We start from the raw sequence: 26,020 nt of genomic DNA, 5'->3' as shown, positions 1-26,020 counted from the left end.
CTGGGCGATCTCATCGGGTGGAGGCGTCACGACCGGCCAACTGCTCCTGGTCATCCCCTACTTCGCGGCGTGCGTACTCGTCACAGCTCGCTCTTGGCGGACGATGCAACTTGATCGCTGACCTCCCGCCTCGAGGCTCACAAGACGACGAGGTCGCGGTTCGTCTCGGCGATCTGTGCCGGTCCGCGGTTGCCGGGTGATGAGCAGCACGAATGCCCAGGTGGCCAGGAGCAGGGCCGTCAGCATGAAGCCGAGCTCGTCGATTCCGATCGATGCCAACCAGGGCAGCGGGCCGACGAGGCCGAGACCATCGACGAGCACGTCGGCGAGCTGCACGATCGCGATCAGCACTGCCGCGACGACGGAGAGCCCGGTCATGGCGATCGCGTACACCTCACCGAGACGGCGACGACCGGGCCGCCAGGCATAGGCGCGATGGACCACTGCGCCTTGGGTGGTGTCGAAAGCGCTCATCCCGGCGGCGAACAGCACGGGCAGGGTGAGCGCCGCCCACCAGGGCACGGCCCCAAGGGTCGCGGCACCCGCGAGCGTGAGCAGGCCGATCTCGGTGGCCGTGTCGAACCCGAGCCCGAACAGCAGCCCCACGAGGTACATCCGGGACGGGCGGTCAACCGACTTCTCCAGGGGCCCGAGCAACCGGAGCACGGGCCCTGCCGCATGCCCATGGCCGCGGCGCAGGGACCCGATGTTGATCGCCGCGATGAGGAGCAGGAAGACGCCCGAGACAGTCGGGCCGATCACCCCGGTCCAGGTGCGAAGGGCCGAAGAGTCGTCGGCGAGCGACGAGCTGATCGCGGTGATGCCGAAGGTCAGCAGGATGCAGAGCACGACGACGATCGTCGAGTGCCCGAGAGAGAACCAGAAGCCGACCGTGCTGGCGGGTCTGCCGCGCTCGGTGAGGCGTCGGGCCGTGTTGTCGATCGCTGCGATGTGGTCGGCGTCGAACGCGTGGCGCACTCCCAGCGCGTACGCGGTGAGCCCGACGCCGAGCGTCGCGAGCGTGCCGCCGCCCCCGCTGTCGACACCGCCGTGAGCACCGCCGAGCGGGACGCCGGCCGGGATCACAACCAGGAGGAGAACTCCCCAGCCGAGCACGTGCAGCAGCACGATCAGCGAGATGACGCCGATCGTGCTCCGCTGAACGCGTCTGGGGATTCGCACCTCAGCGAGCGCCGACACGGTCTTCCTCCAGCGGCTCGAGCGCGGGAAGGCGCTGCTCCGCACGGGCGACCCACACATCCCAGACCGGATCGAGGGGAGAGCCGTGCGTGTGATCGGAGAGGTGGCGAGCCATCGATCCCGGGCGATCGAACTCGAGGTCGGTCGGGCGCGTGGGCGGGCGGAATCCGACGGCGATCACGGCATCCACCACCCGATTGCCACCGAGCACCCCCGGCTCGGGTGCGCCCCCGTGGGCGTCCAGCTGCTCGAGCAGGATCGGTCCGCCGCCGTCGACGACCGAGAGCGCCGAGATCAGCCGTCCACCGCGCTCGCCGTGCCGGCCGAGCACGAGCGTCTCGCGGATCACCGCTCGCGCGTCGGATCCCAGAGTGAGCGAGCTCCGGCGTTCGACGTCCGCCCCGTCGGTGACGACGAAGGGCAGGCCGTGCCACAGCAGCGTCCCACCTGCTCCGATCCGAGCCTCCAGGACCCACGACGAGCGCGCGCCGCGGTAGGCGACCGTGCCCCCGACATCCTCGATCTCGAGAGTGCACCCCGGGCCGACCTCGATGTCGACGTGCACGTGGTCACCGCCGAGCAGCACCATGCCGGCCGCGGTGACCGCGATGTGCGCACGTACGGCATCCCGCGAGATCAGGCGCGGTGCGAGCGCGCCGACCGCGAGCTCGACGTGCGCGCGCGGCTCGCCGGCGGTGACCTTGATGCGCGTGGAGGTCACTCGTTCGCGTTCCTCCCCGCGACGGCATGCGTGCGGGAGTGCTCGTGCTCGGCATCCGACGCGTGCGCGTCTTCGGCGTGCGAGTGGATGAATCCGCCCTCGGGATGCTCCTCATCGGCGTGGAAGTGCGGGGCCATCGGCCCGGGGTCCTGCGCGATGTGGGTGCCGGCCCGGTGGCTCGCGAGGATCGTGAGCACCCAGGCGCGCAGCGCCGACACCGAGCCGGCATCGTGCTTCGACAGTGCCAGCACGGCGCGTCCCTCTCGTGCTGCTTCGGCATCGGCCACCATCAGCGCCACGTCGACGCCCACATAGGGAGCGAGATCGGTCTTGTTGACCACGAGGAGGTCGGCGCGCCCGATGCCGGGGCCGCCCTTCCGCGCGACATCGCCGCCGCCCGCGACATCCAGGACGAAGATCTGCGCGTCGACCAGAGCGGGCGAGAACGTCGCCGTCAGGTTGTCGCCGCCCGACTCGATGAGCACCACGTCGAGCGGCGCGAAGTCCCGCTCGAGGTCTTCGGCGGCGAGGAGATTGGTGGTGATGTCATCGCGAATCGCCGTGTGCGGGCAGGCGCCGGTCTCCACCGCGCGGATGCGCTCGGGGTCGAGCACGCCCGCGGAGCGCAGGAACCGGGCATCCTCATCGGTGTAGATGTCGTTCGTGATGACGCCGAGGCGCAGTTCGGTGCCAAGGGCCCGGCACACCGTCGCGATGAGCGACGATTTTCCGGTGCCGACGGGACCGGCGACGCCGAGGCGGAGCGCACGGGTGGAGGGCAGGGATTCAGGCACGGAAGAGTCTCCTATTCGATACGGCGTGGGCTTCGGTCCAGCCCTCGGCTTGGGGGGCGCTCGCCGCAGGGATCGCATCCGGTGAGTCGAGCGCCGCGAGCAGCGGGATGAAGGGATCGACCGCGGCGCACGCGTCGATGACGAGCCGCACGCCGTCGACGGGGTCGCCGGGTTCGAGCTTGAGCAGGGCCGCGACGCCGCCCGCCATGTCGTCGTACACCGCCACGCGCACGAGGGTCTCGGCGTCGAGACCCGCGTGGGCCGCGACCGCACCGAGCACGATCGGTCGGGGTGGCATCGTCTCGCCGGTGAGCGCTGCGATCGCCGGAGACTGCGGCCAGAGCCGCTGCGCGAGTCGCAGGAGTCCGCGGCCGAGTTCCCTCGAGGCGATGCGAGCAGCAAGACTCGGGGTGCGCGCCGCCCACGCCTGTTCGATCGGCGCGTAAGACCCTCCGATCAGGCCGGCCCGCCGCGCCACGACCGCGGTCGCCGCATCGACGAGCGTCGTCGTCCGCGCTCGGGCCTGCAGGAAGGCGCCGACGTCGTGTCGCGCCAGCCCGCCCTGGATCGCCGGCTCCACACCCGCGGAGAACGCATGCCCGCCCGAGGGAAGGCGCGCGTCGGCGAGCAGCATGGCAACGGTGTGCGCGGCGGAGTCCATGGAGCGGTCTCAGAACATGTTGTACAGCTGGGCAAGGGGGAGGGATGCCGCGGGCGCGGGCTTCACGTCTTCGCCGTCGATCGCGATCTCGAACGTGTCAGGACGAATGCGGATCGACGGCAGGGTGTCGTTGTTCTTCATGTCGGCCTTGCCGATGTGCCGGGTGGGCTGAACGGCAGCCAGTCTCCGGCGCAGGCCCAGGCTCTCGGCGAGGCCGGCATCGAGCGCCGCGGGCGAGACGTACGTCACCGAGAGGTCTGCCCCGATCGTGTCGCCGAACGACGGTCGCATCATCACGGGCTGCGGCGTCGGGATCGACGCATTCGGGTCGCCGAGCGCGGCCCATGCGATCGCACCGCCTTTGACGACGACCGCGGGCCGGACGCCGAAGAACTTCGGGTCCCACACGACGAGGTCCGCCAGCCTGCCGACCTCGATCGACCCCACGTCGTAAGCGATCCCGTGGGCGATCGCGGGGTTGATCGTGTATTTCGCGACATAGCGGCGCGCGCGCTCGTTGTCTGCCGGCATCCCCCCGTCCAAGGGACCCCGGCGGAGCTTCATGACGTGCGCGACCTGCCAGGTGCGCGTGATCACTTCACCGATCCGGCCCATCGCCTGCGCGTCGGAGGAGGTCACCGACAAGGCCCCGATGTCGTGGAGGATGTCTTCCGCGGCGATCGTGGAGGCGCGGATGCGGGACTCCGCGAAAGCGAGGTCCTCGGGCACCGCGGGGTTGAGGTGATGGCAGACCATCAGCATGTCGAGGTGCTCGGCGACGGTGTTGACGGTGTGCGGGAGCGTCGGGTTCGTCGAACCGGGGATCACGTTCGGAAGCCCCGCGATCGAGAGGATGTCGGGCGCGTGCCCGCCGCCGGCGCCCTCGACGTGGAAGGCGTGGATCGACCTGCCGCCGATCGCCGCGATCGTCGACTCGACGAAGCCCGCCTCGTTCAGTGAGTCGGAGTGCAGCGCGACCTGCAGGCCCCAGTCGTCTGCGGCGCGCAAGGCTGCGTCGATCGCGGCAGGGGAGGAGCCCCAGTCCTCGTGCACCTTGTAGCCGGCGGCGCCGGCGAACGCCTGCTCCTTGAACGCGGCTGCCGACACCGTGTTGCCCTTGCCGAGCAGCAGGATGTTGACCGGCAGGGGGTCGAGAGAGCGGTGCATGGCGCGCAGATGCCACGCCCCCGGAGTGACCGTCGTGGCCTTCGATCCTTCGGAAGGCCCGGTGCCGCCGCCCACGATCGTCGTGATCCCGGTGGCGAGCGCCTCGTGGATCTGCGACGGCGAGAGCAGGTGCACGTGCGAGTCGATGGCGCCCGCCGTCACGATGCGCCCTTCCCCGGAGATGACGTCAGTCGACGGCCCGATGATCATGTCGATGCCGTCGCTGATGTCCGGGTTGCCCGCGTGGCCGATTCCGACGATGCGACCGTCACGGATGCCGATATCGGCGCGGATGATCCCCCACCAGTCCAGGATGATCGCGTTGGTGATCACGGTGTCGAGGGCGCCGTCTGACCGCGAGGTCGTCGCCTGCGCCATCGATTCGCGGATGGACTTGCCGCCGCCGAACACCGCCTCCTCGCCGCCGACGGTGAGGTCGCGCTCGATCTGGATCCACAGGTCGGTGTCGCCGAGGCGCACCTCGTCGCCGACCGTCGGGCCGTAGATGGCCGCATAGCGCGACCGGTCAAGCCACACCATCGAGCAGCTCCTGTCCGTCGGTCTTGATCTGGATGCCGGGAACCCGGCGCGCGCCGCGCAGCGCCACGGCGTCGAGTTCGCGCGATGCGCCTGGTTCGAAGCGCTGCGATGTGCCGGAGGGGATGTCGAGGCGGAACCCGTGGGCGAGCGCCCGGTCGAACTCCAGTGCTCCGTTGACGTCGGGGAGATGGATGTGCGAGCCGATCTGGATCGGGCGGTCGCCGGTATTCAGGAACACGAGCCGGATGCGCTCCGAGGCGCCTCGGTCGGCGTTCAACTCGATGCGACCCGGTTGAATCCGGAACGCGCCCGGGCCCTGAGACGATGCGGATGCCACGGCGACTCCTCAGTCGATCGGGTGGTGGACGGTGACGAGCTTTCGGCCGTCGGGAAAGGTCGCCTCGACCTGCACATCGGCGATCATCTCGGGCACGCCCGGCATCACCTGATCGCGGGTGAGGACGGTGCGGCCCTCCTGCATGAGCTCTGCGACGCCCCGGCCTTCCCGTGCACGTTCGATGACCCAGCACGACAGCAGCGCGACGGTCTCGGGATGGTTGAGCAGGATGCCGCGCTCGAGCCGATCTCGCGCGACCATCGCGGCGACCGACAGCAGGAGCTTCTCGGTCTCGGCGGGAGTGAAGTGCATTCTTTTGCCTCCGGCGGGTGATGTCAGAAGTGTGCCATAACGAGCACATTCGCCGGAGCTGTCCGAAACCCCTGATCGCGGCTTCCGTCCGTGAAATCGCGGAATTACGGGGCAGGAGGCAAAGCGTCCGTTGCACGGTTAACAGAATCGGAACAATCGAGAAATGTCAGAGTAATGACGCGGCCCCATGCTGACAACTACCGCAGCAGTCGGCGATCTCCATCCGCCGATCCAAACCGGCCCGCGAAGCCCGGCTCCATCAGGCACCGAGCACCAACGAGCATCTGACGCACGCAACACCGGCCCACCCCTGCACCACGCCCTGATTCACCGATCAGCTCGTTCCGCCACACCCTCGGCACGCCGTCCTCCGGCGCGCCCCGGATCCGTGCCGGTCCGTCGGCGTCATTCGGCGCGCCTGCAGGACGCACCTCCCATCCCGAGAACGCACCACCCTGCACCACACAGAAACGGAGATCCACATGACAACGACACGGACTCGAAGGGTGCGCGGCCTGCTGGCCGTTCCCGCCCTCGCGGCGGCCGCCGCCCTCGTGCTCGCAGGCTGCGGCGCGCGGGCCGGCGACACGGTGGAACCGGCCGGACTCGACAGCGGAGGGTCCGCGAGCTGCATCGACACCTCCGGCGACACGATCAAGCTCGGCTTCCTGAACTCGCTCACCGGCGGCATGGCGATCTCCGAGAAGACCGTCTCCAACGTGCTGCACATGGCCGCGGACGAGATCAATGCCGATGGCGGGATCCTCGGCAAGCAGATCGAGTACGTCCAGGAGGACGGCGCCACCGACTGGCCGACCTTCGCGGAGAAGACCGAGAAGCTGCTCACCCAGGACTGCGTCGCCGCGATCTTCGGCGGATGGACCTCGTCGTCCCGCAAGGCCGTCAAGCCGGTCGTCGAGGAGAACAACGGCCTCTTCTTCTACCCGGTGCAGTACGAGGGCCTCGAGGCGTCGCCGAACATCTACTACACGGGTGCGACCACGAACCAGCAGATCATCCCGGCGATGGACTACCTCGCCGCCCAGGGCGTGAAGACGCTCTTCCTGGCGGGCTCCGACTACGTGTTCCCGCGCACCGCGAACGCGATCATCAAGCTCTACGCGGCCGAACTCGGCATCGAGATCGTCGGCGAGGAGTACGTGCCCCTCGACAAGGATGACTGGACCACCCAGGTGGCGAAGATCGTCGAGGCCGACCCTGACTTCGTCTTCAACACGATCAACGGCTCGTCGAACGTCGGCTTCATCAAGGCCTACTACGACGCCGGCCTCACCCCGGAGACGACCCCGATCATCTCGGTGTCGATCGCCGAGGAGGAGGCGCCGGCCATGGGTCACGAAGTCACCGGCAACTACGCCTCGTGGAACTACTTCCAGTCGCTGGACACCCCGAACAACCCCGGATTCATCGAGCGCTGGAAGGCGTACCCCGGCAGCAGCGGGGTGACCTCCGATCCGATGGAAGCCGCGTACATCTCGCTGTACCTGTACAAGGCTCTGGTCGAGGCGGCCGGTTCGTTCGAGGTCGACGATGTGAATGCCGCAGCCGCGGCGGGCGGCATCACCGTCGACGCCCCGGAGGGTGTCGTCACGCTGGACGGCGAGAACCACCACATCTCCAAGCCGGGCAACATCGGCAGGATCAACGCTGACAACCAGTTCGACATCGTCTGGTCGTCCGACGGCTTCATCGATCCCGACCCGTTCCTCGAGGGGTACGACTGGTTCCCGGCCGACGTCCGCGAAGCCCTGGTAGCCGCAGCGGGCTGATCGACCACTGAGCGTGGGGTCCGTGCCCACCGGCACGGGCCTCACGCCCTGGAACAACCACCACCAGAACTCATCACCCCGAGAGAGAGCGACAGCACGTGGATGCACTCATACCGCCGCTTCTGAACGGCACCGCGCTGGGCGCGCTGCTGCTGCTCGCAGCGCTCGGGCTCACCCTCACCTTCGGTCAGATGGGGGTGATCAACATGGCGCACGGCGAGTTCATCATGGCCGGCGCCTTCATCGCCTACCTGACCCAGCTGGCAGTGAGCTCCAGCAACATCTCGATCCTGCTGGCGCTGCCGCTCGCCTTCCTGGGCGCGGGCCTGCTCGGACTCCTCCTCGAGATCGGCATCATCCAATGGATGTACCGCCGGCCCCTCGACACCCTCCTCGTCACGGTCGGGGTGAGCTTGATCCTGCAGCAGATCGCGCTGCAGATCTTCCCCGCCCAGGGCGTTCCCGTGGAGAGCCCGGATTGGCTCGACGGGCAGATCGACGTCCTCGGCTACGCGTGGCCGCTCCGCCAGGTGTTCACCATCCTGCTCGCCGCCCTCTGCCTCGCCGCCCTCGCCGCATGGCTCAAGTACTCCCCGTTCGGACGCCGGATCAGGGCGACGGTCCAGAACCGGGACCTCGCCGAGACCAGCGGCATCCGCACCCGCAACGTCGACCGCATGACCTTCTTCGTCGGATCCGGCCTCGCCGGGGTGGCGGGTGTCGCTGCATCGCTGATCGGCGGCACGAACTCTCAGATGGGCACGCAGTACATCATCCCGGCCTTCCTGGTCGTGGTCGCCGGCGGGGTCGGCCAGATCAAGGGCACCGTCATCGCCGCGTGGGCCCTGGGCATCGCCCTGTCGCTCTTCGCCGACTGGACGACCGGAAGCATGGCCGTGGTCCTGGCCTTCGTGCTCGTCGTCGTCTTCCTGCAGTTCCGCCCACAGGGCCTGTTCACGGTCCGCACCCGGGGGTTGACATGACGAAACTGAAACCGTGGCTTCCCCTCATCGGGATCGGGGTGTTCGCCGTGCTGCTGCTGGTCGTCGCCCCTGCCGTGCTCTCCATGCACTGGATCAACAACCTCGGGAAGTACTGCTGCTGGGCGATCGCGGCGGTCGGGATCGGCCTGGCCTGGGGCCGGGGCGGAATGCTCGTCCTGGGTCAGGGGGTGTTCTTCGGACTCGGCGCCTATGCCATGGCGATGCACCTCACGCTGGAGACCGCAGGCCCCGACAGCCTCCCGGTCTTCATGATCCTGTACGACCCGTCGGCGTCGCTTCCGGCGTTCTGGGAGCCGTTCCGCAGCGAGGTGTTCACGCTGCTGGCCATCGTGCTGCTCCCGGTGATCGTGGCGTCCGTGCTCGGCTACGCCCTGTTCAAGCGCCGGATCAAGGGGGCGTACTTCGCGATCCTGTCCCAGGCGCTCGCCGTGGCGCTGGCCGTGCTGATCTCCTCGACCATCCGCGAGACCGGAGGGGACACCGGGCTCAGCGACTTCAAGTACTTCTTCGGGTTCGTCCTCAACGACGACACCAACAAGCTGATGGTCTTCATGATCGCCGCCTCGCTGCTCATCGTGTGCCTCCTGGTGGTGTGGCAGCTCAACCGCAGCCGCTTCGGCGAACTGCTGATCGCCACGCGGGATGCCGAGGAACGCGTGCGGTTCCTCGGGTACGACCCCGCCAACATCAAACTGGTCGCCTACGTGGTCGCCGCTCTCATGGCCAGCGTCGCCGGCGCCATGTTCGTGCCGATCGTCGGCATCATCACGCCGGCGGAGATCGGGGCCTCCGCCTCGATCCTGATGATCGCCGGTGTCGCGCTCGGTGGCCGCGCCTCCCTCTTCGGACCGGCGCTCGGGGCGATGGCGATCGGCTGGGGGCAGTCGAGCCTCGGTTCCAGCTGGCCCGATGGCTGGATCTACATCCTGGGCCTCGTCTTCATCCTGGTGACGCTGTTCCTCCCGATGGGACTGTCGTCGCTCTTCGCGAGGGCGAAGGGTCTGATCTGGCGGCCACGGACGGCGGCGCCCACTACACCCACTCCCGCGTCGGAACCCGAGCTCGATGAGGTGAAGAAATGACCGCCGCCGAGGCCCCGTCCCTGGTCGTCACCGATCTGCAGGTCTCCTTCGATGGATTCGTCGCGGTCGGCGGAGTCTCCTTCGATGCCCACCCCGGTGAAGTCCGGTTCCTGATCGGCCCCAACGGCGCCGGCAAGACGACCTGCATCGACGCGATCACCGGGTTGTCCAAGGGCTCCGGGTCGGCGAAGGTCGGCGATCAGGAGCTGCTGGGCAAGACCGCGCACAAGATCGTGCAGCTCGGAGTGGGCCGCACCTTCCAGACCGCGAGCGTGTTCGAGCAGCTCTCGGTGCTGCAGAACCTCGACATCGCGGCCGGGCTGCACCGCTCCGCGTTCTCGCTGCTGCGGGCGCGCCGAGGCGTCGACCCGGCGATCGAGGTGGCGCTGGAGGAGACCGGACTCAGCGACGAGCGCGAGACACCGGCGGGGATCCTGTCGCACGGCCAGAAGCAGTGGCTGGAGATCGGGATGATGCTCGTGCAGGAGCCCCGCGTGCTGATGCTCGACGAGCCCGTCGCCGGCATGAGCCAGGACGAGCGCACCGCGACGGGCGAACTGCTGCAGCGCATCGCCAAGCGCCGCGCCGTCCTCGTCGTCGAGCACGACATGGACTTCATGCGCCGCTTCGCGACGCGGGTCACGGTGCTGCACCAGGGCAAGGTGATCTCGGAGGGCTCCGTGGCGCATGTGCAGGCCGACCCCAGGGTGCAGGAGGTCTACCTCGGCACGGCCGGGGCCGCGAACACCGCCGCGATGGCGATCGTGGCCGAGCCGGCGAACGAGGCGACCGCGACAGCGGACAGCGCTGCGCACGGAGAGGAGGCCTGACATGCTCGAACTGAACGATATCCAGGCAGGTTACGGTCGCACGCTCGTGCTGCATGGCGTGACGCTGCCCCGCTCCGACGGGGTGGTCGCCGTGCTCGGCCACAACGGAGCCGGAAAGTCGACGCTGCTGCGCGTCGCGATCGGACTCATCAAGCCGCGCAGCGGCCAGGTGATCTTCGACGGTGCGGACGTCACCTCGCTCCCGCCCAACAAGCGCGTCGCCCGCGGCATGGGATACGTGCCGCAGGGGCAGCAGTCGTTCCCGCAGCTGTCGACGATGGAGAACCTGCAGCTCGTCGCCGACGGCCGCAAGCGCGGCAAGGCGCTCATCGAGCAGCAGCTCTCGCGCTTCCCCGCTCTGGAGAAGTTCGCCACCCGCAAGGCCGGCCTGCTCTCCGGCGGCCAGCGCCAGCAGCTCGCGATCGCCCGGGCGCTCATCACCGAGCCGAAGCTGCTCATCCTCGACGAGCCGACCGAGGGCATTCAGCCGACGATCGTCGCCGAGATCGAGCAGACCGTGATGCAGCTCGCGAGCGAGGGTCTGTCCGTACTGCTGGTCGAGCAGCACATCGGCTTCGCGCTGGAGGCCGCAGACAAGTACCTCGTGCTCGCGAGCGGCTTCGTGTCCAGCACCGGAGGAGGGGGAGCGGCCGCGGCCGCGGGTGTGCGCGCGGCGATGGCGATCTAGGCGGGCGAGTCGGCGGATTCGGCGGGAGCAGAAGCGGGACCGGCGATCGAACGCTGTCTGCGCGCAACGCGTCTGAAACACAGTGCGGCAACAATGAGCCCCTACGCGGGGGGTGCAACGTGGCCAGGGCAGACAACGCGCGGGCAGCCGCCGAGGACAGCCTCGAAGACTATGCCTTCCGCTACGTGCCCCGAAGCTTTCGGCGCTGGAGCGCCGGTGCCATCGGCGTCACCGCGCTCGGCTCCATCGCCTTCCTCGCGGACTTCTCCATCGGCGCGAGCATCGGCCTCGAGCACGGCACYAACAACGCCGTGCTCGGCATCCTGCTCGCCTCTGTCGTCATCTTCCTCGTCGGCGCCCCGATCGCCTACTACGCGGCGCGCTACAACCTCGACCTGGATCTGATCGCCCGCGGCTCCGGATTCGGCTACTACGGCTCCTCCATCACGACGGTGATCTTCGCGATCTTCACCTGCATCTTCTTCGCGCTCGAGGGCGCGATCATGGCGCAGGGCCTGCACGTCGCGTTGGGCATCCCGCTGTCGGTGGGCTACCTCATCTCCACGGTGGTGGTGATTCCGATCGTGATCTACGGCATGCGCGCCCTGGAGCGACTGCAGTTCTGGACCACGCCGCTCTGGCTCGCGCTGGCTCTGCTTCCCCTGCTCTGGGTGGTCGTGTCCGATCCCAATGCCGTGCGGGCGTTCGTCGCGTTCACGGGCGAATCGGACGGCGAAGTCAGCTTCCAGGCGATCGTCGCGAGCGCCGCGGTCTGCTTCGCGCTCACGCCGCAGCTGGCGGAGCAGATCGACGTGATCCGCGCGATGCCGCCCCGCACCCGCGCGAACCGCCGTTCGTGGTGGGCGTCGCTGCTGTTCGCCGGCCCCGGGTGGATCCTGTTCAGCGGCATCAAGCAGGTGATCGGGGTGTTCCTCGCGGTGTATCTGCTCACCCGCGTCGACCCCGAGCTCGGTGCGCTGGCCGCCGAGCCGGTGCGCCAGTTCATCGGCCTCTACGAATCGATCATGCCGCAGTGGCTCGCGATCGGTCTGGCGCTCGTGCTGGTCGTTGTCGCGCAGATCAAGATCAACGTGACCAACGCGTACTCGGGGTCGCTGGCGTGGTCCAACGTCTACACGCGCCTCACCAAGACCTACCCCGGCCGCGCCGTGTTCATCTTCTTCAATCTCGCGATCGCGCTGGCGCTGATGTGGATGGATGTCTTCAGCCTGATCAGCTTCGTGCTCAGCCTGTACGCGAATGTGGTGATGGCCTGGCTGGTCACGATCGCGGCCGACATCGTGATCAACAAGCACCTCCTGCACATCTCCCCGATGTATCCGGAATTCCGTCGCGGCATGCTGCACGACTGGAACCCGGTCGGCCTCGTCTCGGTCGGCCTGGCCTCGCTTCTTTCGCTGGCCGCCTTCAGCGGCCTGTTCGGGCAGGAGGTGCGACCGTTCTCCGTGCTGATCGCCATCGGCGTGGCGATGATCACGACTCCGCTCATGGCCGTGGCCACGCGGGGCAGGTACTATCTTCGGCGGCAGACGGACGGCATCGCCTCGCCGATCCTGGATGCGGACGGCAACCCATCGGGGGAGCGACTGCGCTGCCATGTCACTGGCTACACGTTCGAGCGTCCGGATATGCTGGCGTCAGCCGAGCGCGGGGCTCATGGGGAGACGCAGTACGTGTCCTCTCTTGCGCTCACGCTGGACGACTCGGATCGGTACCTGTTGCCTGCCGAACCGCGGTCGCGACGAGTCCGCTCGTCCGCACGACCATTCGAAGCGAGCAGGAAGCAGCAGGAAAGGGGCGGGTGATGGCGGAGGTCGTCCATACTCCGACCGCGATCCTGGCCCACGCCGCTGCGGCGCTGCGTGAGATTCCGTTCGACGACATCTCGTATCGCTCGCTCGGCGACGCCGTCGGGGTGTCCGAGCGAACGGTCTACCGCCACTTTCCGACGCGATCCCACCTCCTCGAAGGCGTTGCTGGGTGGATCGAGTCGACCGAGTTCCCCTTGCCGGCCTTCGTCACCATCGCGCAGTTCCAAGAGGCGTCGCGCTCTCGGTTCCGGGCCTTCGACGCCTCGCCGGCCTTCGCCTTCGTGTGTGCGCGCGCGGCATCGATCTCACCGACCGGAGAATCGGAAGCGACCTTCTTCACGCGGGCCCTGGTGACGATGCTCGCGACGAATCATCCCGCGGTGAACGAACGCGACCTGCGCAGGGTGGCGGCCACGCTCCGCTACTTCGCGTCGGCGCAGTTCTGGGCGCGAATGCGGACGGGATTCGAGATGAGCGCGCCGGCGATCTCGGATGTCTTCGACCGCACCGTCGTCCAGGCCATGGGCGACCTCTTCGACAGGTCGCGGGCAGCGAAGTGAGCCGCGGCCCGCAACAGGCATCCGCGTGAGGGCCGCGTGACAGTGGCGGCGGGTTCCGGCCCCGATGCCCGCTCGGCGGGCGATGTCAATCGCACCCAGGAGGCGATCCTCGCCGCCTACGCCGAATTGATCGAGGAACTCGGCACGGACGACGTGCCATTTCGGCTGATCGCCCGGCGCGCGGGAGTCGGTGAGCGGACGATCTTCCGCAACTTTGCGACACGCGTCGATCTGCTGCTCGCCACAGCCGCCTGGATCGAGCGCAGGATCTTCCCGCGCCGGGACTCGGCGAGCATCTTCGACATGCCCATCACGATCCGCGCAGCGATGGAGTCCTACGACCAGCGGCCGGAACTGGCGCACGTCGTCGCCGAGACCACGATGCGAGGGATCAGCGGCGCTGCCCCCAGCCCGCGGCGGGAGCTGCTCGAGGAGATGATCGACGTGGAGGTCCCTTCGCTGGGCGACGCTGAGCGAACGGCGATCGTCTCGGCTCTTGCTCACCTCGATTCGGCGGCGACGTGGGTCACGTTCCGTCGCGAGTTCGGCATGACCCGCAGCGACATCGCGGATGCCGCCGCGTGGGCCGCAGAGGCCGTGCTCGACCCGATTCGCTCCCGCGTCGGGTGAGGAATGGTGGTCAGTCCGGGAGACCGATCACGCGGACACCTGCGTTCTCGGTGAGGGCCGCCAGCGCTTCGGGTCGGTCGGTCACGACGACGAGTCGGCCGTCGCTGAACCAGCTCCGCACCCACGCGTCACTCGCGGGAAGGGTGGCGAGTTCTTCCGGTGTCGCGGGTCGCCGGTTGTGAGTGAGCGGCTTGAGCCGCGACATCCACGGCGCGAAGTCTTCGAGGGTGCGGCGCTGGAGTGCGGGGATCTCGCCGGATGCCTCGGGCCCGACGTTGAGCAGCAGGCGTCCGCCACGCGAGACGATGTCGGCGTAGAGCTTCGCCAGGTCGCGGGCGGTCAGCGTCAGTTCGGCATCTTCGCGCTGGTTGTACCCGAAGGAGAAGCCCAGGCCCCGGTTGTTCTCCCAGCCGATGCCGGCCTCATTGTCGGTGCCCGCCGAGTACTCACTGGTGCGATAGTCCCCGACATCCATCCCCCATCGGTCGTTCACGATGCCCTCGGGCACGATCTCGCGGTAGCAGCGCAGGAGCTCCACGAGCGAACCGTCAGCCTTGCCGGCATCGGGCCAGTTGATGTCGTTCCAGATCACCGAAGGCCGGTAGCGGTCGATGAGATCTCGCACGTGGGCAGTGGCGTATTCCGCGTAGTCGGCATCCACCGGCCGGTACTCATTCAGCTGCTCTTCGGCCTCCACCGGGGGGAAGTCGGCGAAGGCCCAGTCGAGACCGCCGGAGTAGTAGACGCCGAACCTGAGGCCTTCGGCGCGAACCGCCTCGGCGAGGGGGCCGATGAGGTCTCGCCGCGGTCCTCGCGCGACGGTCGTCAGATCGCCGGAACCCGGCGCGTCCCACAGTGCGATGCCGTCGTGATGCTTGGTCACGGGGATCACGTAATCCGCACCCACCGAGCGGAAGAGCCTCGCCCATTCCACCGGGTCGTACCGGTCCGCAGTCCACGCATCGAGGAACTCCTCGTACGGGGCCCCTCCGTACTCGGAGAGGTGGTGCGCGGCCGCCGGCGATCCCTGGATGCGGATGGTGTTGGCGTACCACTCGGCATACGGATTGTGAGCGAACCACTCCTCGGGAGGTACCAGGCCCAGTGCGCCGGTGGGCTCTGCCCACGCCGGGACGGAGTACGCACCCCAGTGGACGAAGATCCCGAAGCTCGCCTCCTGCGCCCACGCGGGCAGCGTGCTGTCGTGAGTGTGCGTCATTGCTTCTCCTCAGCGCTTCTACGATCTCTTGCCCGGGACTGCCGGGTCAGCGCGTCAGCGGGAGCGGCCGTGCCAACCCGTCGACCACGAGGGTCGGCCAGCGCGGATCGTGCGTGAGCACCTCGACCCCGGCGCTCGATACCAGCACCGTGTCTTCGACCTTCACCCCGGGTGCTGAGGGGTTCCACGCGAAGGCATGGTTCTCCTGCACCAGATCGCGGGTCTCGGGTGTCGCCCGCGGATCGCGACCGGCATAGCCGGTCGGTCCGCCCTGGTGGTGCCGGCGCCACTCGTCGGCGTCGAAGCCGGCGGCCGCATAGGCCGCGGTTCCGGCGGTGAACGCCTCGTCCAGTCCCGTGCCGGGCCGAGTCGCTGCGAGATAGCCCGACTCGACCTGGAGGATGCGCTCTTCATCGGGATGCCGCATCCCCTCATCCTCGATCCACCGGGTGGCGTTGGCGATGAGTCCGTGGCGCCGTCCGCACACGACGAGCATCGCGCGGGCTCCGAGTGGTGCGGCCGTCGGGAGCGGGTGGCGGTGGGGGAGGCGGGACTCTCCGGCGACGAGGAGCACGAGAGGATCGATGCCCCGCGCGCGCAGCAGTCCCGCGAGGGTCGCACTGACCTCGACCTCGGTGGAGTCGTAGCGCGCACCGCGCGCGGCATCCGTCAGCACCTCGGCGACCTCGCGGCAGAGGGCACGGTAGCGCTCGGTCTCGGCGGGCAGCAGGCTCGCGCGGGCGGCGCGGAGCCCGGCTGCCAGGTCGATCTCGGCAGAGGCAGGTCGGGCCGCGGCTGCCGCAACCGGCTCGAACCACGGCACGCGCACCACTCGATCGGCGTCTTCAGGGAGGAGCTCCTCGGCGATGAGCCGGTCGGCCTCGTTGGCGGAGACGTAGAGCTCATCGCCGTCGAGCGCGGCGCGCACCGCGAGCACCGGCGGGCCAGCGAGTGAGACGTGGGTGCGGATCCCCTCGAGGTACCACGACACCGCCTCGTGCGAGGTGAGCAGCACCGCGTCGTTCCCGGTCTCGCTCAGCAGCCGCGTGAGGCGCTCACGCTTGAGCCGGCGATCGTGCGTGGACCCGGGCATCCGTTCTCCTTCGTCAGTGCGGGTTCGGACGGCTCAGAAGGCGCCGATGATCGCGTTGTCGAGCCGATCAGGGTCGAGCTCGGCCGGCGCCGCGTTCGTGAGGAACACGTAGGCGACGCCCGCGGACGGGTGGATCCAGAACTCCGCCCCCGACCATCCGCCGTGCCCATAGACGTCCCGATCGATCAGGCCGGGCGCGCGGGTGCGCAGGTTCCAGGTGAAGCCCCAGTCCTGGCCGCGGTCGGCCGGGTACGGCTCGAGGCGCGGAATGTCGCCGGTCAGCGGTCGCAGAGTCATCGCGAGGGTCGCAGGTCTGATGATGCCCTCGCCGCCCCGAAGGAGGGCGGAGCCGATCGCGAGGAGGTCCTGTGCGCGCCCGATGAGGCCCGCGCCCGGGTTGCGCTGACGCGCGAACTGCTCGACGTCGACGCCACCCTCCGCTGCGCGGACGATCGGAGGCGGATCGGATGCCTCGTCCAGCGTGAGTCCGCCGGCGCCGAGTGGCGCGGCCCACGCCGAGAGCTCGGCATCCCACTCCCGCCCCGTCGCGTGTGCGATGAGTGCGGCGATCCCCTCGAACCCGAGGGTGGAGTAGCGCGAGGCCGTGTCCACCGGGAAGTCGCGCCCGGCGCCCAGCAGCTCCTCGCGCAGCGGGGTCGGGGTGTCCAGGGGCGGCTCGGAGATGCCGGAGGTGTGACTCACGAGGTGCCGCAGGCGCACGACGTCGTCGCGGTTCGTGCCGAACGAAGGCAGCGCGTCGGTGAGCGGCGTCTCGGGAGTGAGCAGCCCGCGTTCGATGGCGCGTGCGGCGGTCAGCCCGACCAGCGGCTTGGTGACCGAGAACAGCCGGTAGTGGTCGTCGACGCGCGCGGTGCGCCCGTCGGTCGCGCCGAACGCATCGAGGGCGACGGTGCCGGCGGCGGTCGCGATGCCGAGCACCGCGGTGGGGATGCGGCCTTCAGCGACGTGGCGCCGGGCCCAGTCGAACGCGTGGGAGAACTGCGCGGCCATCACTCGACCTCGTGCCCCAGATCGGGCCGCGCGAGGAAGCGGGCCGTGGTGTCGGTGACCGCCTCGAGTTCGACGATCGTGACGGTGTTCTCGCCCTCCTTGGTCACCGGTGCAGGTACGAACAGGGTGCGCTGCGGGCCGCGGCGCCAGTACCGGCCGAGGAAGAACCCGTTGACCCACGCGTAGCCCTTGCCCCAGTCGCGGGTGTCGAGGAACAGGTCGGCGGGCGCGTCGAGGGAGAACGACGCACGAAGACCGACCGGCCCGGTCGCCCGACCGGCGACGACCGCGTCGGCGGAGGTCGCGGCATCCGTCACCGCGGCGCCCAGTGCTGCGACGTCGAACGTGCGCACCCGCCAGGGCGCGGGGATCGCCGCGCCGTCGATGCGCGGTGCGCCGATGAGCCCCTTGGGCTCGCCGATCTTCTCGTCGTAGTTGACCCGGCCGGTCTCCTCGACGAGCAGACGGAGGCTGCGGCCGGCGGGGATCGTCAGCGCGTTGTCGCGGAGGGTGCGCTGCAGGGTGCCGGCGGGCCGGTCGTCGACCTGCACCCACGCGTAGTCGCGCACTTCATCCAGTTCGAGCACTGTCGAACGGCTCGTCGCGGCGGTGCCTTCGAGCGACGCCGTGTACTCGACGAGTACGACGTCGGCGCCGAGCTCGTCCATCGTGGGCGGGGCGGCGAACGTGCCGCGATCGGTGGCCACGAGGCCGAGCGGATCGCCGACGCCGACGAGCGCGACCTCGAAGGCCGGGGCGTCGACGGGCTCGGGGAGCGGTTCGTCGGGCACGGGCGCGTGCTTGGCGATGACCTCGCGGAAGGCGCGGAACTTCTCGGTCACGTCGCCGGACTCGCTGATCGGGGAGTCGTAGTCGTACGAGGTGACCATCGGCAGGTAGCGGCCGGAGTCGTTCGCGCCGGCAGTGAGCCCGAAGTTCGTGCCGCCGTGCACCATGTAGATGTTGACGGATGCCCCGGCACGCAGCAGCGCGTCGAGGTCGGCCGCGCTGTCGGCGAAGCCGGTGGTGTGGTGCTTCTCGCCCCAGTGGTCGAACCAGCCGCACCAGAACTCCATGCACATGAGCGGGCCGGTGGGCTGGTGCTCGCGCAGCGTGGCCAGGCGCTCCGGGATGCGGGAGCCGAACGAGCCCGTCTTGTGCAGACCCTCGTGGGCACCGTTCTCGAGCATGTGCGGGATCGGCTGGTCGACCTGCGTGAGCGGGACGGTGATGCCGGCTTCGCGGGTGAGCCGGATGAGCTCGGCGAGATAGGTCTTGTCGGAGCCGTACGCGCCGTACTCGTTCTCGATCTGCACGAGGATGACCGAGCCGCCCTGATCGATCTGCCGCGGCACGATGATCTCGTTGACGCGCTCGAGGTAGCCGGTGACCGCTTCCAGGTAGCGTGGGTCGGAGCTGCGGAGCTTCATCGAGGAATCGGCGGTGAGCCAGGTGGGCAGCCCGCCGTTGTGCCACTCCGCGCAGACATACGGGCCGGGGCGCACGATCGCGTGCAGCCCCTCCTCGGCGATCAGGTCGAGGAAGCGGCCGAGGTCGACCGCACCGGTCTCTGACCACTGGCCGCGCACCGGCTCGTGCGCGTTCCACGCGACGTACGTCTCGATCGCGTTCAGGCCCATCAGGCGGGCTTTGCGGATGCGGTCGCGCCACTGGTCGGGGTGCACTCGCGGGTAGTGCATCGCCCCCGAGATGATCCGGTGCGGCGCCCCGTCGAGGAGGAAGTCGGTCTCGCCGATCTGGAAGCGGGAGGTGGGGTCGGTCATGTCGTCCTCATGTGGCGGGGGCGGTGGGTCAGGGGACGAGGAGCACGCCGTTGCGGCGGTGCGGAAGCGTGGCGAGCACGTCGTCGCGCAGCGCCTCGGGTAGCAGGTGCTGCGGAGCTGACTGGTAGGCGACCGGCCGCAGGAAGCGCCGGATGGCCGTCGCGCCGACCGAGGTGTGCAGCGAGGTGGTCGCCGGCCACGGGCCGCCGTGCTGCTGCGACCAGGTCACGGCCACCCCGGTCGGCCAGCCCGCGAAGAGCACCCGCCCGGCACGCGCCTGCAGCAGGGCGAGGGTCTCGGCGACGTCGTCTCCCGGCTCGGAGTGCAGGGTGGCGGTGAGGCTCCCTGGGACGGCGCGCAGCGCGGCGTGCAGCTCCGCCTCGGAGCCGTACCGCACGAGCAGGGTGACCGGTCCGAAGCATTCTTCGAGCAGCGTCTCGGGCCGCGCGGCGACGGCCGCGGCATCCGTCGCCAGCACGATCGGCTGAGCGGCGTCGCCCGCCGCGACGCCTCGGGCGACGACCTCGACGGAGGCGTCGTCCACCAGTGCGTCGATGCCCGAAGGGAAGGCCGCGGTGATGCGGTCGGTGAGCAGCGCCCCGCCGGTGGTGCCGGGCACGAGCGCGGCGACGAGCGCCTCGAACCCTGCGCCGCTCGGCACGAACACCACGCCGGGCTTGGTGCAGAACTGCCCGACACCCAGCGTGAACGAGCCGGTGAGACCCTGCGCGAGCTCCTCGCCACGGGACGCGACGGCCGTGGGGGTGATGACGACGGGGTTCACGCTGCCGAGCTCGCCGTAGAAGGGGATCGGGTCGGGGCGTCCGGTCGCGAGGTCGAAGAGCGCGCGACCTCCCGACAGCGATCCGGTGAAGCCGGCGGCCTGGATGATCGGATGCTGCACGAGGGCGTTTCCGGCCTCCCGGCCCTCCACGAGTCCGAGTGAGCCGGCGGGCGCGCCCGCTGCCTCGAGCGCGGCCGCCACGATGGCCGCCGTGCGGCGGGAGAGCTCCGGATGCCCGGAGTGCGCCTTGACGATCACGGGGCTGCCGGCCGCGAGGGCCGAGGCGGTGTCGCCGCCCGCGACCGAGAACGCGAACGGGAAGTTGGATGCGGAGAACACGGCCACCGCGCCGACCGAGACCAGCAGGCGGCGCAGTTCGGGGCGGGGCGGGGTGGCGGCCGGATCCGCGTCGTCGACGGTGAGCTCGAGGTAGGAGCCCTCCTCGACGACCGCGGCGAACAGGCGCAGCTGCCCGGACGTGCGGCCGACCTCTCCGCGCAGCCGGGCCTCGCCCAGACGGGTCTCGCGATCGGCGATCGGCACGAGCTCGTCGGCGGCCGCATCGAGCGCATCGGCCGCGGCGCGCAGCCAGGTGGCTCGGTCGGCGGCGCTCGAGCGTGCCCACACCGGGGCCGCGGCAGCGGCCCGGGCGACGATGCCCTCGAGCTCGTCCGGGGTGGTCGCTGAGCCTGTCGAAGCGGTCATGAGGGGTCCTTTCGGGTGAAGCGCAGGCCGAGTCCGAGATGCGGCACCTCGGTCAGGTGGCCGTCGGCGATCGTGACGGGGCTCGGATCGGTGAGGGCGCCGAGAGCGCCGAAGCCGGCATCCTCGACATCCTCGGCCATCGGGTCGCCCGCCGCGAGGGTCAGCGCGAGCTGGCCGGAGAGCTCGGGGAGGAGGTGCGGGTGCAGCGGCACATTGTGCTGGGCGGCGAGCGCGGCGATCCGGCGGAATGGGGTGATGCCGCCGACGCGCACGATGTTGGGCTGCACGATCTGGGCGGCACCCGCCTCGAGGTACTCGGCGAAGCGGTGCACGGTGTGCAGGTTCTCGCCGACGGCGATCGGCACGTCGATGCGCCGCGCCAGCTCGGCGTGGCCGGTGAGGTCGTCCGCCCGCAGCGGCTCTTCGATCCAGGCGGGGCCGAACGCCGAGAGGGCGTCCACCGAGCGCGTCGCACGGTCGAGGTCCCACCGCTGGTTGGCGTCGATCATGAGGCCGCGATCGGGGCCGAGCAGCTCGCGCACAGCGGCGACGCGATCGACGTCTTCGGCGAGTTCGGGCTTGCCCACCTTGATCTTGACCGCGTCGAACCCGGCATCGATCCAGCGGGCGACCTGGGCGAGCAGATCGTCGAGTGGGTAGTGCAGGTTGACCCCGCTGCCGTACGCGCGCACCGAGGTGCGTTCGCGGCCGAGCAGGTCGACGATCGAGAGGTCGCGGGCGCGGGCCGCGGCATCCCACAGTGCAAGATCAAGACCGGCGAGCGCGATCGTGGTGAGTCCGCCACCGCCCGCCTCGTGCAGGTGCCGCCACAGCGGATCCCACACGGCTTCGGGGTCGGCGTCGCGGCCGAGCGCGGACGGGGCGATGTCGTGCTGCAGCAGCGCGAGCGCAGCCTCGGCACCGATCTGCGGCGTCCACGAGAAGCCCCACCCTGCGACGCCGTCGGAGCGCACGACGTGCGTCGCGATCACGCCGACCGAGGTGACATCGCTCGCCCATGGCCGGGTGAGCGGCACCCGAAGCAGCCGCGCGTCGAACGCCGAGATCGTGCTCACAGCAGCGCGCGCCCCGCCTCGAGGATCGCCGCGAGCCGCTCCTCCTGATCGGGCGTCGGGTCGACGAGCGGCGCCCGCACGCCGCCGACGGGCAGCCCGCCGAGGCGCAGCCCCGCCTTGATGAGCGAGACCCCGAACCCAGGCGTCTCGTCGCGCAGCGCGACGAGCGGGGCATAGAAGCCGTCGAGCAGCGCGTTGCGGCGCACCTCGTCGCCGTCGATGTAGGCCCGGTAGTACGCGTTCGCAACCTCGGGGATCATCGCGAATGCGGCGGAGGAGTACAGCGGGATGCCGATGCCGCGGTAGGCGCCCTGGGTGAGCTCCGCCGTCAGGAGGCCGTTGAAGAAAGCGAAGTCGGTGCGGCCGGTCTGGGCGACGGCCCGCACGATCAGCTGCGCGGTGCCGATGTCGCCGACGCCGTCCTTGAAGCCGACGACCTTCGGGTTCTGCGCGAGGCGGACTACGGACTCGATCGAGTACCGCGCCGTGCCGCGGTGGTAGATCACGACGGCCAGGTCGGATGCCGCGGCGATCGCCTCGACATATGCCACGAGTCCCGACTGCGTGCCGCCCACCAGGTAGGGCGGAAGAACGAGGAGTCCGTCGGCACCGGCGTCGGCCGCGGCCCGCGCGACCTCGACGGCGTGCCCGAGCGGACCGCCGGCGCCCGCGACCACGGGGACGCTCCCGCCGACAGTGTCGACGGCCACCCGGACGACGGTCGCCGCTTCGGCAGCCGACAGCGCGTGGTACTCACCGGTGCCGCAGGCCGGGAAGACGCCGCCCGGGGCGTGGTCGAGAGTGCGCCTGATGTGGGTGCGCAGGAGATCCTCGTCGACGCGGCCGGCCGTGTCGAAGGGGGTTACCGGGAAGAAGAGGATGCCGTCGAAGTCCATGTCGGCTGGTCCTTTCGCGTGTCGGATTCGTTGAGCTCGGAGCGCCACGTGTGCGCCGGGCGCCAGCCCAGCAGGCGCCGGGCCTTGGCGTTCGAGAAGGCCGGGGTGGTCCCCGTCAATACTGCCGCGGCGGCCGCGGTGCCGGGGTGGAAGCGGGGGAGGAGCTCCGCGAGCGGCGCGCGGGCGAGGGCATCGTCTGCGCCGACGAAGAAGGTCTCGCCGCTGGGGATGTCGCCGAGGGCCGCGAGCAGCGTGTCGGCGAAGGCCGCGACATCGCGGGCGTCGACGTAGTTGAACAGCGCCGGCGCCGACAGCGCGGGGTCGTCGAGGCGCTCGCGCACGGTGTGCCCCTGCTGGGTCGGGGCGCCCTGCCACTCCTCCGGGGCGATGACGTAGCAGGGCCGGAACGCCGCGCAGCGCACGGTGTCGCCGGTCTGGCGCTGCAGCATCGCGAGCGACTGCTCGACGAGCAGCTTCGACAGGGCGTAGGCGTTCCACGGCAGAGCGGGGGACTCCTCGTCGAGGGGGAGGCGCTCCGGCATCCACCCCGTCGGCGCGCCATAGCCGAGCACCGTCGGACTCGACGCGGCGACGACCTTCGGGATGCCGGCCGCCACCGCCCCGCCGAGCACCGACATCGCCAGCGCGGCGTTCGTCCGGAGGATGACGTCCTCCGGGGCGCTGAACGGCACCGCGATCGCGGCCAGGTGGATCACCGCGTCGGCCTTCGCTGCGGTCAGGGCGCGCGCGGTGGCCGCGGCATCCGTCAGATCCAGCGAGACCTGCGAGACGTTCGCCGCGGCGAGTTCGTCGGAGGGGGTGCGGTCGAACGAGACGATCTCGTGGCCCCGCTCGACGAGCCCCGTCACGAGGCTGCGACCGAGCCGGCCGGAGCCGCCCGTGACGACGATGCGGCTCATCGGACAGGCTGGGCGAGCAGACGGATGCCGAGATCGGCGACCTGCACCGGAAGCCCGGTGGCCAGCGACCGGTTGCCGGCGATGCCGACCGCGATCGACTGCACGCCGTCCCGCCAGTTCGCGGGGCGCGCCAGGGGGTCTTCGCCTGGGCCGATGAAGACGTCGGACAGGAGGATCGCATCCCCGCCGCCGTGCCCGCCTTCGCCGCTGACGATCGGGACCTCGATCGGCTCCTCCCAGTGGCGCTGGAGGAGGAGGCGCTCGCCCTCGGGGCGCAGCGAGGAGGACACGCCCCCTTCCACTGCGCTGGGGTCGAGCACGGGGGTGAGGCCTTCGCTTTCGAGCACGGCACCGCGTTCGACGACGTCGAGCTCTACGCGACCGAGCGTGCCGTTCACGGCGACGCGGTAGCCCTCCCACGGCGCGTGAGCGTTGAGCGAGTAGCTCAGCGTGGCGCCGTTCGCGTAGTCGACGACGAGGGCGAGGTTGTCTTCGATCGTGATGCCCTCGCCGAACACGTCGCGGTCGCGCACGTAGCCGTCGTGACCCTCGGCGTCGAGGTACAGGGCCTTGAGGTTCGCGTTGTCGCGCAGGTCGAGATCGAAGCCGTCGTGGGCTCCGTCGCGGGTGCCCCGCTCGGGACGCTCTCCGAGCCCGCGCGCATCGGCGTTGTCAGCGCCGTAGAAGCGCAGGCCGCCCGATGCGTAGACGCGGCGCGGGGTGGAGTGGATCCACCAGTTGACGAGGTCGAAGTGGTGGCTGGCCTTGTGCACGAGCAGGCCGCCGGAGTTCTTCTTCTCGCGGTGCCAGCGGCGGAAGTAGTCCGCGCCGTGCTTGGTGTCCAGCATCCACTGGAACTCGATCGAGGTGACGTCGCCGATGAGGCCGTCCTGGATGACCTGGCGGAGGGTGCTGTTGCGGGGCGAGTAGCGGTAGTTGAACGTGAGGAGCACGTCGCCGCCGGTGCGCTCGACCGCGTCTTCGATGGCGGCCGCGCTCTCGGCGTCGATGGTCAGGGGCTTTTCGACGACGACGTCGGCGCCGGCTTCGAGCACCCGGACGATGAGCGGCGCGTGCTGGTCGTCGCGGGCCGTGATGACGACCCGGTCGATGTTCTCGGTGCGGATGAGCTCTTCGAGCTGGTCTGGGTGCCAGGTCGACGGCGCGGCGATGCCGGCGTCGACCGCGCGCTGCACCGCGAGGGCTGCGCGGACCGGGTTCGGCTCGCAGATCGCCACGAGTTCCGCGTGGTCTGCGTACGTGCCGGCGATGGCGTCGACGTACATCTGCGAACGGCTGCCGGCTCCGACGACGGCATAACGACGCCTGCTCACAAGGGCTCCTTCAGTTCGAGGAAATCTGGGAGGAATGAGAGAAAACGCTTCCCAGGAAACGTTTTCTCACGGTATCACAAACGACATGTCCAAGGTGATCGAGGGTCAGGACGCCGGCGCCCCGGTACTGCCGCGCAGCACGATCTCGGGGGTCAGCGTCTGCAGGGTCTCCGGGTCGCGTCCGCCGAGCAGCTCGCGCATCGCCGCCCACGCTCGCGCACCCAGCTCTTCGGCCGGCACGGCGGCCGTCGTGAGCGGCGGAGACGTGAAACGGGCGAACGGGATGTCGTCGAAACCGGCGATGGACAGGTCTTCAGGCACGCGCAGGCCGCGGTCGCCGGCGGCGCTGAGCAGTCCCATCGCGACGAGGTCGTTGAACCCGAGGACGGCGGTCGCTTCGGTCTCGAGCACCGCGTCGAGGGCGCTGGCTCCCGCTTCGAAGTCGACGCCGCCCGTCAGTTCGGTGATGGTYGTGTCGCCGTGGGCGGCGCGGGCGTCCTCGAGGGCCGCGAGCCGCGCCGCGTTCGAGGCGCTCCTGGTCGACCCGCTCAGGTAGGCGAAGCGCCGGTGGCCGAGGTCGTGCAGATGCTCGATGATCTCCCGGAGTGCCGAGCGATAGTCGGCGGTCACGGCCGGGGTCCCCTCGTGCGGCGCCCGATTGACGAGCACGACAGGAGAGACCGCTGCGAGCAGGGTCTCGAGCTGATCCTCCGGCATGCGCGGCGCRCACAGGATGAGTCCGTCCGTGCGTCGACGCGTCTCGACGGCGAGCACTGCCTCGTCGGCGACGTCCTCGACGGAGTCCGCGATCAGTACGTGATAGCCGTCCGCGGCCGCCGCCCGGTTGAGGCCTCGGAGGATCGCCTGGAAGGTCGGATTCCCGAGGTCGGGAACGACGACGGCGATCGTCTGGGTGCGACCGAGGACGAGGCTGCGGGCGAGCGGGTTCGCCGTGTAGCCCAGCTGCTGAGCGGAGGCGCGCACGCGCTCGGCCATGACGGGGTCCACTGTCGCGTTGCCGTTCATGACTCGCGACACCGTCGACAGCGA

General features: G+C 69.9%; 25 protein-coding genes. 8 read left to right on the top strand and 17 right to left on the bottom strand.

All coding sequences use genetic code 11. The features are described from left to right. Positions 1–57: 57 nt before the first annotated feature. Genes AC1DVT_RS03195 through AC1DVT_RS03165 form a run of 7 tightly spaced genes read right to left on the bottom strand, consistent with a single transcriptional unit; the run spans position 58 to position 5,732 of the window. A complete protein-coding gene (locus tag AC1DVT_RS03195) occupies positions 58–1,200 on the bottom strand; it encodes a HoxN/HupN/NixA family nickel/cobalt transporter (protein ID WP_477386465.1) in 1,143 nt (380 codons plus the stop codon). Further along, entirely contained in the window at positions 1,184–1,921 is a 738-nt protein-coding gene (locus AC1DVT_RS03190) for an urease accessory protein UreD (protein ID WP_477386463.1), read from the bottom strand. The genes AC1DVT_RS03195 and AC1DVT_RS03190 overlap by 17 nt, the downstream gene beginning before the upstream one ends. Then, on the bottom strand, positions 1,918–2,715 hold the full coding sequence (gene ureG / locus AC1DVT_RS03185; RefSeq protein ID WP_477386461.1) for an urease accessory protein UreG: 798 nt from the start codon (positions 2,713–2,715) through the stop codon (positions 1,918–1,920). Before ureG ends, AC1DVT_RS03190 begins: the two co-directional genes overlap by 4 nt. After that, positions 2,708–3,376 (bottom strand): urease accessory protein UreF, encoded by a 669-nt coding sequence (locus AC1DVT_RS03180; RefSeq protein ID WP_477386459.1) that lies wholly within the window; start codon positions 3,374–3,376, stop codon positions 2,708–2,710. The genes ureG and AC1DVT_RS03180 overlap by 8 nt, the downstream gene beginning before the upstream one ends. 9 nt (positions 3,377–3,385) lie before the next feature. Further along, positions 3,386–5,083 (bottom strand): urease subunit alpha, encoded by a 1,698-nt coding sequence (locus AC1DVT_RS03175; protein ID WP_477386457.1) that lies wholly within the window; start codon positions 5,081–5,083, stop codon positions 3,386–3,388. Beyond that, positions 5,070–5,420 carry an urease subunit beta gene (gene ureB / locus AC1DVT_RS03170; RefSeq protein WP_477386455.1) on the bottom strand — a complete coding sequence of 117 codons (351 nt, stop codon included), beginning with the start codon at positions 5,418–5,420 and terminating at the stop codon, positions 5,070–5,072. Before ureB ends, AC1DVT_RS03175 begins: the two co-directional genes overlap by 14 nt. A gap of 9 nt (positions 5,421–5,429) precedes the next feature. Further along, positions 5,430–5,732 (bottom strand): urease subunit gamma, encoded by a 303-nt coding sequence (locus tag AC1DVT_RS03165; RefSeq protein WP_457101647.1) that lies wholly within the window; start codon positions 5,730–5,732, stop codon positions 5,430–5,432. A 482-nt stretch (positions 5,733–6,214) separates the two neighbouring features. On the opposite strand from AC1DVT_RS03165, the gene urtA reads away from it, so the two are divergent. The 8 genes from urtA (at position 6,215) to AC1DVT_RS03125 (ending at position 14,148) form a co-directional block, all read left to right on the top strand. Beyond that, complete coding sequence (gene urtA, locus AC1DVT_RS03160) at positions 6,215–7,522, top strand: urea ABC transporter substrate-binding protein (protein ID WP_457101648.1); 1,308 nt, start codon at positions 6,215–6,217, stop codon at positions 7,520–7,522. Positions 7,523–7,620: 98 nt separating this feature from the next. Beyond that, positions 7,621–8,505, top strand: a complete 885-nt coding sequence (gene urtB, locus AC1DVT_RS03155; protein ID WP_457101649.1) for an urea ABC transporter permease subunit UrtB — start codon at positions 7,621–7,623, stop codon at positions 8,503–8,505. Further along, on the top strand, positions 8,502–9,608 hold the full coding sequence (gene urtC / locus AC1DVT_RS03150; protein WP_477386452.1) for an urea ABC transporter permease subunit UrtC: 1,107 nt from the start codon (positions 8,502–8,504) through the stop codon (positions 9,606–9,608). Before urtB ends, urtC begins: the two co-directional genes overlap by 4 nt. Further along, positions 9,605–10,438 (top strand): urea ABC transporter ATP-binding protein UrtD, encoded by an 834-nt coding sequence (urtD, locus tag AC1DVT_RS03145; protein ID WP_477386450.1) that lies wholly within the window; start codon positions 9,605–9,607, stop codon positions 10,436–10,438. Before urtC ends, urtD begins: the two co-directional genes overlap by 4 nt. A 1-nt stretch (position 10,439) precedes the next feature. Beyond that, positions 10,440–11,126, top strand: coding sequence for an ATP-binding cassette domain-containing protein (locus AC1DVT_RS03140; protein WP_457101652.1), 687 nt, complete (start codon positions 10,440–10,442; stop codon positions 11,124–11,126). Between the two features lie 119 nt (positions 11,127–11,245). Beyond that, positions 11,246–12,952 carry a purine-cytosine permease family protein gene (locus AC1DVT_RS03135; protein ID WP_457101653.1) on the top strand — a complete coding sequence of 569 codons (1,707 nt, stop codon included), beginning with the start codon at positions 11,246–11,248 and terminating at the stop codon, positions 12,950–12,952. Then, complete coding sequence (locus tag AC1DVT_RS03130; RefSeq protein ID WP_477386447.1) at positions 12,952–13,518, top strand: TetR family transcriptional regulator; 567 nt, start codon at positions 12,952–12,954, stop codon at positions 13,516–13,518. The genes AC1DVT_RS03135 and AC1DVT_RS03130 overlap by 1 nt, the downstream gene beginning before the upstream one ends. A gap of 36 nt (positions 13,519–13,554) precedes the next feature. Then, positions 13,555–14,148 carry a TetR/AcrR family transcriptional regulator gene (locus tag AC1DVT_RS03125; RefSeq protein ID WP_457101655.1) on the top strand — a complete coding sequence of 198 codons (594 nt, stop codon included), beginning with the start codon at positions 13,555–13,557 and terminating at the stop codon, positions 14,146–14,148. A gap of 10 nt (positions 14,149–14,158) precedes the next feature. On the opposite strand, the gene AC1DVT_RS03120 is transcribed toward AC1DVT_RS03125, so the two are convergent. From AC1DVT_RS03120 to AC1DVT_RS03075, 10 genes are all read right to left on the bottom strand, one after another. Next, positions 14,159–15,367, bottom strand: a complete 1,209-nt coding sequence (locus AC1DVT_RS03120; RefSeq protein WP_477386445.1) for an alpha-L-fucosidase — start codon at positions 15,365–15,367, stop codon at positions 14,159–14,161. 46 nt (positions 15,368–15,413) lie between these two features. Next, entirely contained in the window at positions 15,414–16,460 is a 1,047-nt protein-coding gene (locus AC1DVT_RS03115; protein ID WP_477386443.1) for a M24 family metallopeptidase, read from the bottom strand. A 33-nt stretch (positions 16,461–16,493) separates the two neighbouring features. Further along, entirely contained in the window at positions 16,494–17,471 is a 978-nt protein-coding gene (locus AC1DVT_RS03110) for a serine hydrolase domain-containing protein (protein ID WP_477386441.1), read from the bottom strand. Beyond that, entirely contained in the window at positions 17,471–19,255 is a 1,785-nt protein-coding gene (locus tag AC1DVT_RS03105) for a glycoside hydrolase family 35 protein (protein WP_477386439.1), read from the bottom strand. The genes AC1DVT_RS03110 and AC1DVT_RS03105 overlap by 1 nt, the downstream gene beginning before the upstream one ends. Before the next feature lie 28 nt (positions 19,256–19,283). After that, positions 19,284–20,744 carry an aldehyde dehydrogenase (NADP(+)) gene (locus AC1DVT_RS03100; protein WP_477386437.1) on the bottom strand — a complete coding sequence of 487 codons (1,461 nt, stop codon included), beginning with the start codon at positions 20,742–20,744 and terminating at the stop codon, positions 19,284–19,286. Next, complete coding sequence (locus AC1DVT_RS03095; RefSeq protein WP_477386435.1) at positions 20,741–21,820, bottom strand: mandelate racemase/muconate lactonizing enzyme family protein; 1,080 nt, start codon at positions 21,818–21,820, stop codon at positions 20,741–20,743. The genes AC1DVT_RS03100 and AC1DVT_RS03095 overlap by 4 nt, the downstream gene beginning before the upstream one ends. Next, the gene (locus AC1DVT_RS03090) at positions 21,817–22,716 is read right to left on the bottom strand and encodes a 5-dehydro-4-deoxyglucarate dehydratase (protein WP_477386433.1); all 900 of its coding nucleotides are present in this window, start codon (positions 22,714–22,716) and stop codon (positions 21,817–21,819) included. The genes AC1DVT_RS03095 and AC1DVT_RS03090 overlap by 4 nt, the downstream gene beginning before the upstream one ends. Then, complete coding sequence (locus AC1DVT_RS03085; RefSeq protein WP_477386431.1) at positions 22,683–23,636, bottom strand: NAD-dependent epimerase/dehydratase family protein; 954 nt, start codon at positions 23,634–23,636, stop codon at positions 22,683–22,685. Before AC1DVT_RS03085 ends, AC1DVT_RS03090 begins: the two co-directional genes overlap by 34 nt. Continuing rightward, entirely contained in the window at positions 23,633–24,970 is a 1,338-nt protein-coding gene (locus AC1DVT_RS03080; RefSeq protein WP_477386429.1) for a Gfo/Idh/MocA family protein, read from the bottom strand. The genes AC1DVT_RS03085 and AC1DVT_RS03080 overlap by 4 nt, the downstream gene beginning before the upstream one ends. A 105-nt stretch (positions 24,971–25,075) precedes the next feature. Continuing rightward, positions 25,076–26,020 (bottom strand): LacI family DNA-binding transcriptional regulator (locus AC1DVT_RS03075; protein WP_477386427.1); only part of this gene is annotated, 945 nt, incomplete at its 5' end.

Source organism: Microbacterium sp. P2_F9 (genome assembly GCF_056403635.1).
Note: the sequence above shows the minus strand (reverse complement) of the source record. Positions and strands in the feature narration are given on the sequence as shown.